Annotated in this window: 6 protein-coding genes; 4 read left to right on the top strand and 2 right to left on the bottom strand. The window is 71.7% G+C overall.

The window, feature by feature from the left end; all coding sequences use genetic code 11:
* Positions 1-62: 62 nt before the first annotated feature.
* The 3 genes from ABD308_RS18580 to ABD308_RS18570 all read left to right on the top strand — a co-directional run bounded on the left by ABD308_RS18580 (position 63) and on the right by ABD308_RS18570 (position 3,813).
* Positions 63-2,045 (top strand): DUF3987 domain-containing protein, encoded by a 1,983-nt coding sequence (locus ABD308_RS18580; protein WP_344335858.1) that lies wholly within the window; start codon positions 63-65, stop codon positions 2,043-2,045.
* A gap of 256 nt (positions 2,046-2,301) precedes the next feature.
* Positions 2,302-2,532, top strand: a complete 231-nt coding sequence (locus tag ABD308_RS18575) for a helix-turn-helix domain-containing protein (RefSeq protein WP_344335856.1) — start codon at positions 2,302-2,304, stop codon at positions 2,530-2,532.
* A gap of 3 nt (positions 2,533-2,535) precedes the next feature.
* Entirely contained in the window at positions 2,536-3,813 is a 1,278-nt protein-coding gene (locus ABD308_RS18570; protein ID WP_344335854.1) for a tyrosine-type recombinase/integrase, read from the top strand.
* A gap of 76 nt (positions 3,814-3,889) precedes the next feature.
* On the opposite strand, the gene ABD308_RS18565 is transcribed toward ABD308_RS18570, so the two are convergent.
* The gene (locus ABD308_RS18565; RefSeq protein WP_344335853.1) at positions 3,890-5,251 is read right to left on the bottom strand and encodes a glutamine synthetase family protein; all 1,362 of its coding nucleotides are present in this window, start codon (positions 5,249-5,251) and stop codon (positions 3,890-3,892) included.
* 150 nt (positions 5,252-5,401) lie between these two features.
* Between ABD308_RS18565 and ABD308_RS18560 the strand changes: the two genes are divergently transcribed.
* Positions 5,402-7,156 carry an NAD+ synthase gene (locus ABD308_RS18560; protein ID WP_344335851.1) on the top strand — a complete coding sequence of 585 codons (1,755 nt, stop codon included), beginning with the start codon at positions 5,402-5,404 and terminating at the stop codon, positions 7,154-7,156.
* Between the two features lie 7 nt (positions 7,157-7,163).
* Here the strand turns inward: ABD308_RS18560 and ABD308_RS18555 are convergent, their stop codons facing one another.
* On the bottom strand, positions 7,164-8,210 hold the full coding sequence (locus tag ABD308_RS18555) for an endonuclease/exonuclease/phosphatase family protein (protein ID WP_344335849.1): 1,047 nt from the start codon (positions 8,208-8,210) through the stop codon (positions 7,164-7,166).
* Positions 8,211-8,238: the final 28 nt, after the last annotated feature.

Here is an 8,238-nt window from a genome sequence, read left to right as displayed (position 1 = left end):
CGGCCCGCGCCCGGCATCGCCCGGGTGCGGGCCGCCCCGCTCCGTACGAAAGGAGCCACACATTGAGCGCTGAGTCCGCGCACCCGAACGTGATCCCGTTCCGGCCCGAACCCGCCGAGATCAAGGCCGCCGAACAGGCCGTCATCGGCGCAGCCCTGCTCGACCCCGTCCAGATCCCCGCGCTGGCCGCCCAGCTCGGCGACCCCGGCGCGTTCTACCACCCCGCGCACGAGACGATCTGGCGTGCCATCACCCGCATGGCCGGCGGGGAGCGGCCGGTGGACCCGCTGCTGCTGACCGGTGTCCTGCGCGCGCAGGGCGACCTCGGGCGCGTCGGCGGGCCCGGCTACCTGCACGCCTGCATCGAGGCCACCCCGACCGCGGCGAACGGTGACTACTACGCCGAGGTCGTGCGCGTGGCCGCCGAGCGCCGGCGGATCAACACCGCGACCAGCCGTCTGGCTCACATGGCTGGCGACGGTGGGGCCGACCTGGACGATGTGCGCGCCGCCGCCCTGGCCGCGCTCGCCGACCTCGCCACCGGCGAGAGCTGGCTCGACCCCGTCCCGCTCGGCTCCCACGGCACCCTGCCGACCTTCCCCGTCCACGCCCTCCCGGCGTGGGTCGGCGCCTACGTGGAGGCGGTGGCGGAGTTCACCCAGACCCCGCCCGACATGGCCGCCACCATGGGCCTCGCCGCGCTGTCGACGGCCGCCGGCGGGCGGGTCGGGGTGGAGATCCGTCCCGGCTGGCGCGAGCAGTCCAACCTCTACCTGGTGTGCGCCATGCCCCCGGCCAGCCGCAAGTCCGACGTCTTCGCCTCCATGACCGCACCGGTCTACCGCGTCGAGGACGAGCTGCGCGCCGACGCCCGGGCCCGGATCATCGAGGCCGAGACCGCCAAGGAGACCGCGCTCGCGGAGGTCGACGCGCTCATGGCCAGGGCCCGCAAGAACCCCGACCTCGACCGCGCGCACCTGGTCGCCGAGATCTCCGGCGCCCGGATGCTGGCCGACGAGATCGTGGTCCCGCCCAGCCCGCGCCTCACGCTGTCCGGGGACATCACCCCCGAGACCGTCACCCACCAGCTCGGCGTGCACCGCTGCCTGGCCGCGCTCTCCCCCGAAGGCGACCTGTTCGACAGCATCGTCGGCCGCTACAGCAGCAAGCCGAACCTGGGCGTGTTCCTCCAGGCCCACAAGGGCGAGCGCCTGCAGGCCGACCGGATCACCCGCGAGCAGCCCACCGTCGACAAGCCCGCGCTGACGATCGGCGTCACCCCGCAGCCCGCCGTGCTCCAGGAGCTCGGCGCCGCCCCGGGCGCCCGGGACCGTGGCCTGCTCGCCCGCTTCCTGTACTCCCTGCCGCCCTCCAACCTCGGCTACCGCAAGATCCGCACCACCCCCATTCCGGAGCAGGTCGCCGCCGCCTACGACCTGCGCCTCACCGCGCTCCTGCACACGCTCACCGCCCTCGACGAGCCGGTCACCGTCACGATGACCGAGGCCGCCGACCTCGCCGTGGAGAAGCTCCAGGAGAAGTTCGAGGTCCAGCTCCGCCCGGACGAACCGCTCGCCCACATCAAGGACTGGGCCGGCAAGCTCGTCGGCCACATCGCCCGCATCGCCGTCCTCCTCCACCTCGCCGACCACGTCACCAACGACTGGCGCGCGCCCCTCCAGGCCGCCACCGTCGAGCGGGCCGCCGAGATCGCCGAGTACTACACCGCCCACACCCTCGCCGTCTTCGACCTCATCGCCGCCGACCCCGCCACCGAGGACGCCCACGCCCTCCTCCAATGGCTCCGCCGCCCGAAGAAGGACGGCACCCACCGCACCCACCTCAAGGCCCACGACGCCGTCGCCAGCAGCCGCCGCTTCAAGAAGGTCGCCGACGTCGAACCCGCCCTCGCCCTCCTCGAACAGCACGGCTGGCTCCGCACCGACCAGCACGCGCCCACCGGCCAGCGAGGCCGCCCGCAAGCCGTCACGTTCCGTGTCCACCCCGCCGCGAACACGCCCATGGACGGGACCGAGACCCAGTAACCGTCAGGGATGTCAGGGCAAAGCTCTGACCAGCCAAAACGGCTCTGGACACGGCGTCAGGGATTGTCAGGGATGTCAGGGAAACAGCCCCTTTCCCTGACATCCCTGACAATCCCTGACGCCCTGCCAAGAGCCAAAGCCGCAGGTCAGCGTTTTCCTCTGACATCCCTGACACTTTCCGCCCTCCACCTCCGTCTGCGAGAGGGTCCACCACACTCCGCGTTCACCATCCGAACCTCTCGCCGGAGGTATCCGCATGCCCGCAAGGGGCCAACGCGGCGGTACCGCAACGGTCGTCCGCCCCCTCCCCGACCGCTACCTCGAACCCGAGGACATCGCCCGGATCTTCGGCGTGCCGCTGGAGACCGTCTACCAGTGGCGCCGCAGGCGCACGGGGCCGCCCGGCTTCCGGGTCGGTCGGCACGTCCGCTACCACCCCCAGGCCGTCGCCGAATGGGCGGCCGAGCAGAACGAACAGGCGGCTTGATCAATGGCAGGACACATCCAGGACCGCTGGTACAAGACCGAGCCCGGCCCCAACGGCAAGCCGCGCCGCGTCCGCACCGACCGCTACGGCACCGGCAAGCGCTACCGCGCCCGCTACGTCGGCCCCGACGGCACGGAGAAGTCCAAGTCCTTCCCGGACCGTCAGAAGCGGCTGGCCGAGGACTGGCTGACCCGGATCGAGGCCGACATGTCGCGCGGCCAGTACGTCGACCCGAAGGCGGCTCGGGTCACCTTCAAGCAGTACGCGGAGAAGTGGCTGGAGTCACAGCACACCGACCTCAACACCCGGGCCTCGGTGCACGCCCAGATCCGTCGGCACGCGATCCCGTACCTGGGCCCGCGCCCGATGGACTCGTTCCTGCCGTCCCACATCCGGGAGTGGCTGGCGGAGTTGGAGAAGGCGGTCCCGGCGTCGTCGTACCGCCGGGTCATCTTCGGGAGCGTCTCCGGCATCTTCACGGCGGCCGTCGAGGACCAGCTGCGAACGACGAACCCATGCCGTTCCCGGTCGGTCACCGCCCCCGGCCGGGCGCCGGGGCGGGTCCGTCCGTGGCTGGCGGACCGAGTGGACGCCGTGCGTGCGGGTCTGCCGGAACGGTACCGAGCGATGGCGGACGCCGGCGGCGGATGCGGACTGCGGCAGGGGGAGATCTTCGGCCTCCCGGTCGACGAGATCGGGTTCGACACCGGATGGCTGCACGTCGGCTACCAGGTCAAGGTCATCGGCGGGCGTCTGGTGTTCGCCCCACCGAAGCGCGGGAAGGTCCGGGACGTACCGCTCCCCACGCAGGTCGGTCGCCTCTTCAAGGCCCATATGAAGGCGTTCCCGCCGGACGAGGTGACGCTGCCGTGGCTCACCCCGGACGGTCCCCCGGTGACGAAGCGGCTGCTCTTCTCCCGAGAAGGAGGTGGGCCGGTGCGGCGGGCCGACTTCAACACGTACGCGTGGAAGCCCGCTCTCGTCGCGGCCGGTGTCATCCCCGAGCCCGAGAAGGGGAAGCGGCACCAGGCGTCCCGGGAGGACGGCATGCACGCCCTCCGGCACTTCTACGCCACCGTCCTGCTGGACGCCGGCGAGAACGTGAAGGCGCTGAGCAAGTACCTGGGGCACAGCGACCCCGGGTTCACCCTGCGGGTCTACACCCACCTGATGCCGAGCAGCGACGGCCGGACCCGCCGGGCCGTCGACCGGCTCTACGAAACGCTCGGATGGGCCACCGATCCGATGCCTGACGGCCCACAGACGGCCCAGGCGGACTGAAGTGGTCCCCGGGTCGGCGGTTGCGCACCGCCGACCCGGGGGCCTCACTCAGCCCAAAACCCACCCTGACCTGCGACTACAGCACCTGAAGGTTCTTGCGCAGCTCGAACGGGGTGACCTCGGAGCGGTACTCCTCCCACTCCTGCTTCTTGTTGCGCAGGAAGAAGTCGAAGACGTGCTCGCCGAGGGTTTCGGCGACGAGTTCGCTGCGCTGCATGAGGTCGATCGCCTCGCCGAGGTTCTGGGGCATGGGCTGGATGCCGAGGGCGCGGCGTTCGGCGTCGGTGAGGGCCCAGACGTCGTCGTCGGCGCCGGGCGGGAGTTCGTAGCCCTCCTCGATGCCCTTGAGGCCGGCGGCGAGGGTGACGGCGTAGGCGAGGTAGGGGTTGCAGCCGGTGTCGAGGGAGCGGACCTCGACGCGGGTGGAGCCCTGCTTGCCCGGCTTGTACATCGGGACGCGGATCAGCGCGGAGCGGTTGTTGTGGCCCCAGCAGATGTAGGAGGGGGCCTCGCCGCCGGCGCCGGCGGTGCGCTGGGAGCCGCCCCAGATCCGCTTGTAGGAGTTCACCCACTGGTTGGTGACGGCGGCGGTCTCGGCGGCGTGCCGCAGCAGGCCGGCGATGAAGGAGCGGCCGACCTTGGAGAGCTGGTACTCGGCGCCGGACTCGTGGAAGGCGTTGCGGTCGCCCTCGAAGAGCGAGAGGTGGGTGTGCATGCCCGAGCCCGGGTGGTCGGAGAACGGCTTGGGCATGAAGCTGGCGTAGACGCCCTGCTCCAGCGCGACCTCCTTCATCACCAGCCGGAAGGTCATGATGTTGTCCGCGGTGGAGAGCGCGTCGGCGTACCGCAGGTCGATCTCCTGCTGGCCGGGGGCGCCCTCGTGGTGGGAGAACTCCACCGAGATGCCCATCGACTCCAGCATGGTGATCGCCTGGCGGCGGAAGTCGTGGCCCACCCCGCGCGGCGTGTGGTCGAAGTAGCCGGACTGGTCGGCGGGGATCGGGGCGGTGCCGTCACCGGGCAGGTTCTTCAGCAGGAAGAACTCGATCTCGGGGTGGGTGTAGAAGGTGAAGCCCTGGGCGGAGGCCTTCTCCAGGGTGCGCTTCAGCACGAACCGCGGGTCGGCGTAGGAGGGCGAGCCGTCCGGCATCAGGATGTCGCAGAACATCCGGGCGGTGCCCGGGGTCTCCGAGCGCCACGGCAGGATCTGGAAGGTGGTCGGGTCCGGCTTGGCGATCATGTCGGACTCGTAGACCCGGGCGAAGCCCTCGATCGCCGAGCCGTCGAAGCCGATGCCCTCCTCGAAGGCCTGCTCCAGTTCGGCCGGCGCCACCGCGACCGACTTCAGGAACCCCAGGACGTCGGTGAACCACAGCCGGACGAACCGGATGTCACGCTCTTCGAGCGTCCGAAGCACGAACTCCTGCTGCTTGCCCATGAGGACAGTCTCACCTCTGCTCTTTACGTTCGTGTTACGCCCTGGAGCCGCCCGGAAGCGGTTGTCCCCATCATGGCGGATCCCCGCCGCCGGGCGCAGTGGCGACCCCGGCCGAGACATTGCGTCAGTTCGACGATTAGACTCGGTGGCATGCCCAATCTCCGTCTCGCCCTCTGCCAGACCGACCCGTGGGTCGGTGACATCGCACGCAACAGCGATGAGGTGGTGCACTGGACCAAGCAGGCCGCCGAGGCCGGTGCCCAGCTGGTCGCGTTCCCCGAGATGGTCCTGACCGGGTACCCGGTCGAGGACCTCGCGCTGCGCCGCTCGTTCGTCGAGGCGTCGCGGGCCGGGCTGGTCGAGCTGGCCGCGCGGCTCGCGGCGGAGGGGCTCGGCGAGGTGCCCGTGGTGGTGGGGTACCTCGGACGTTCCGAGCAGGCCTCGCCGCGGTTCGGGCGGCCGGCCGGCTCGCCGCAGAACTGCGCCGCCGTGCTGTTCCGGGGCGAGGTGGCCACCCGGTTCGCCAAGCACCACCTGCCGAACTACGGCGTGTTCGACGAGTACCGCTGGTTCGTCCCCGGCGACCAGCTGCCGGTGGTGCGGCTGCACGGGGTGGACGTCGCGCTGGCGATCTGCGAGGACATCTGGCAGGACGGCGGCCGGGTGACCGCCGCCCGCGAGGCCGGGGCGGGCCTGCTGCTGGTGATCAACGGTTCGCCGTACGAGCGGAACAAGGACGACGCCCGGCTGGAGCTGGTCCGCCGCCGGGCCGCCGAGGCGGGCTGCGCGCTCGCCTACGTGAACATGGTCGGCGGCCAGGACGAGCTGGTCTTCGACGGCGACTCGATCGTGGTCGCCCCGGACGGCGAGGTGCTGGCCCGCTCGCCGCAGTTCGAGGAGCACCTGCTGGTGCTGGACCTCGACCTGCCGGCCGCGAGCGGCGACCACACCGACGGGCTGCTGCTCGCCGACGGCCTGCACCTGGTCCGCGCCGAGCTGGGCGGCGAGCCCGCGCCGGCGCCCGCCGCGCCGGTGTCCGCCGGGGTCGCGCCGCGGATCGGCGACGAGGCGGAGATCTGGTCCGCGCTGGTCTCCGGCACCCGGGCCTACGTCCGCAAGAACGGCTTCCGCTCGGTGCTGATCGGCCTGTCCGGTGGCATCGACTCGGCCGTGGTGGCCGCCCTCGCGGTGGACGCGATCGGCGCCGCGAACGTGTACTGCGTCTCGATGCCGAGCCACTACTCCTCGCAGCACTCCCGGGACGACGCCGCCGAGCTGGCCCACCGCACCGGGCTGAACTTCCGCACCGTGCCGATCGCCCCGATGTTCGACGCCTACATGGCGGCCACCGAGCTGACCGGCCTGGCCGAGGAGAACCTGCAGTCCCGGCTGCGCGGCACCCTGCTGATGGCGATCTCCAACCAGGAGGGGCACATCGTGCTCGCGCCCGGCAACAAGAGCGAGCTGGCGGTCGGCTACTCGACCCTGTACGGCGACTCGGTCGGCGCGTACGGCCCGATCAAGGACGTCTACAAGTCGCTGATCTTCCGGCTGGCCCGCTGGCGCAACGAGGAGGCCGAGCGGCTCGGCGAGGTGCCGCCGATCCCGGAGAACACCATCTCCAAGCCGCCGTCCGCCGAGCTGCGGCCGGACCAGAAGGACACCGACTCGCTGCCCGACTACGACCTGCTGGACACCGTCCTCGACCTCTACGTCGAGGGCGACCAGGGCCGGGACGCGATCGTGGCGGCGGGCTTCGACCCGGCCGTGGTGGACCGGGTGGTGCGGCTGGTGGACACCGCCGAGTACAAGCGGCGGCAGTACCCGCCGGGCCCGAAGATCTCGGTCAAGGGCTTCGGCCGGGACCGCCGGCTGCCGATCACCAACCGGTGGCGCCAGGGCTGATCAGAGGCTAGTAGCGGTAGGTGGCGGCCACCGCGAGGTGGTCGCTGCCGTCCCGCTCCAGGGTCCGCGAGTCGGTGGGCTCCAGCCCGCCCTTGCTCATGATCTGGTCGATCCGGGCCATCGGGAGGGACGCCGGCCAGCTGAAGCCGAAGCCGTCGCCGGCCGCGCCCTGGGCGGAGCGCATCTGCGAGGTGACCGGCGCCAGGCTGCGGTCGTTCATGGTGCCGTTGAGGTCGCCGAGCAGCAGCACCTTCTTCAGCGGCTCGGCCTCGATGGCGTCGCCGAGCAGCTGGGCGCTGACGTCCCGCTGGTTGACGGTGAACCCGCCCTCCGCCTTGAGCCGGACCGACGGCAGGTGCGCGACGTACACCGCGACCGGGCCCTTCGGGGTGTCCACCTGGGCCCGGAACGCCCTGGTCCAGCCCATCTTGATGTCGACCACCTGGACGTCGCCGATCGGGTACTTGGACCAGAGCCCGACGGTGCCCTCCACGGCGTGGTACGGGTAGCTGTCGGCCAGCTCGGACTCGTAGGTGCGCAGCGGCCGGCCGGCCAGCTCCTGGAGCGCGACGATCTGCGCGCCGGAGTCCTCCAGCATCCGCGCGGTGCCCTGGGGGTCGGCGTTGACGGCGGCGACGTTGTGGCTGACCACCGTGAAGTCGCCGGTGCCGCCGCCCTTGTCGGTGAGCGCGCCGCCGAACATGTTGGCCCAGATCACCGTCGGCACCAGCAGCGCGAGCAGCGCGGTGGCGGAGCGGCGCAGCAGGGCGGGGACGAGCAGCACGGGTACGGCCAGGCCCACCCAGGGCAGGAAGGTCTCCAGCAGGCTGCCGAGGTTGCCGGCGCTGTTCGGCACCTCGGCGTGGAAGGCCATCAGGGCGCCGGTGAGCAGGGCCAGGACGGCGAGCAGCAGGCCGCGCCGCCAGGTGGTGGCGCCGCGGGCGTCGCGGCCCCAGCCGCGCACCCCGAGGAACCGGGCCGCGGGGCGCCGGCCGGATTCCGGGTCGTCGGCCTCCGCCGTGGACACCCGGTCCGCCCTGTACGCCTGCGCCATGCCGTGGCTCCCGTTCGTTCGCGCCGTC

Source organism: Kitasatospora putterlickiae (assembly GCF_039527695.1).
In the GTDB taxonomy this organism is placed as follows: Bacteria; Actinomycetota; Actinomycetes; order Streptomycetales; family Streptomycetaceae; genus Kitasatospora; species Kitasatospora putterlickiae.
The sequence above is the reverse complement of the archived record's forward strand: the minus strand, read 5'-3'. Positions and strand labels throughout refer to the sequence as shown.

Coding starts and splice junctions, on each gene's coding strand:
- ABD308_RS18575 (WP_344335856.1), top strand. CDS start 2,302: ATGCCCGCAAGGGGCCAACGCGGCGGTACCGCAACGGTCGTCCGCCCC.
- ABD308_RS18570 (WP_344335854.1), top strand. CDS start 2,536: ATGGCAGGACACATCCAGGACCGCTGGTACAAGACCGAGCCCGGCCCC.
- ABD308_RS18565 (WP_344335853.1), bottom strand. CDS start 5,251: ATGGGCAAGCAGCAGGAGTTCGTGCTTCGGACGCTCGAAGAGCGTGAC.
- ABD308_RS18560 (WP_344335851.1), top strand. CDS start 5,402: ATGCCCAATCTCCGTCTCGCCCTCTGCCAGACCGACCCGTGGGTCGGT.
- ABD308_RS18555 (WP_344335849.1), bottom strand. CDS start 8,210: ATGGCGCAGGCGTACAGGGCGGACCGGGTGTCCACGGCGGAGGCCGAC.